The sequence below is a fragment of the Alcanivorax sp. HI0044 genome, assembly GCF_001634945.1.
This window is the reverse complement of record NZ_LWEZ01000622.1, coordinates 1-921: the sequence shown is the minus strand read 5'-3', so window position 1 is coordinate 921 and position 921 is coordinate 1. Positions and strand designations below refer to the sequence as shown.

Annotated in this window: 2 protein-coding genes; both read left to right on the top strand. The window is 60.4% G+C overall.

All coding sequences use genetic code 11. From position 1 onward, the window contains the following. The first annotated feature begins 50 nt into the window (after positions 1-50). Positions 51-368, top strand: a complete 318-nt coding sequence (locus tag A3730_RS07520) for a hypothetical protein (RefSeq protein ID WP_063518979.1) — start codon at positions 51-53, stop codon at positions 366-368. 42 nt (positions 369-410) lie between these two features. Next, a partial coding sequence (locus tag A3730_RS07515; RefSeq protein ID WP_063537819.1) for a dienelactone hydrolase family protein occupies positions 411-921 on the top strand: 511 nt, incomplete at its 3' end.

Genomic DNA, 921 nt, shown 5'->3' with positions numbered 1-921 from the left:
ATATGAGCCTGCTATTGTGATCGATCAACCCATCAGCCCCGATGAGTCCCGTGAAAGTTCGTAACAGCAAGGAACAACAACGGTATCGCCTGGAACGCGACATGGAACGCTTTCTCTCCGAAGGCGGGTCCATTAGTGAAGTGCCAAACGGGGTGAGTGGCGCCGATGCAGTCTCCGGCAAAGGCCACCAGACGGTGCTGTTCAATGGCCCACGTCAGGCGCAACGCACTGACCTGAGCCAGGTAGCAGCCACTATTGATGCACGCAAGCACAAGCCCCGCCGGCAACGCTTGAATGCCCGACCGCAGCGCAAACTGGTTTATGACGACTTCGGCGAACCACTACGCTGGGTCTGGCAGAATAAATAACCCGCCTTATGGCACCCTTATGGCACATCCAAGGACAGGTCTATGAAACGGTTTTTCCTGCTGGTATCCCTGATTGTCGCTGGCCAGACCAGCTCCGCCGATATTATTGAAACCGAAGTCACCCTGCCGGACGGCCTGGGCAAAGGCATCATGTACCTTAACGATGACCAGAAAGACCCTGGCCCCGGGGTGATCGTGGTGCACGAGTGGTGGGGCCTGAACGACTATGCCCGTAACCGCGCCCGCATGCTGGCTGAAGCGGGTTACACCGCACTGGCCGTGGACATGTACGGCACCGGCGAAGTCGCCACCCACCCCAAAGACGCCAAAAGCTTCATGGAAACCGCCCTGGCCGACCCGCAAGCCATGAACGCCCGCTTCCAGGCCGCCCGCACCATGATGCTCAAACAGCAGCAGGTAGCGCCGGGCCGCCTGTTCGCCATTGGCTACTGTTTTGGCGGGGCGGTGGTGCTGGAACAGGCCCGTCGGGGGACCGACCTGGCCGGGGTAGCCAGCTTCCACGGTAGCCTGGGCACAGAGAACCCGGCCAAGG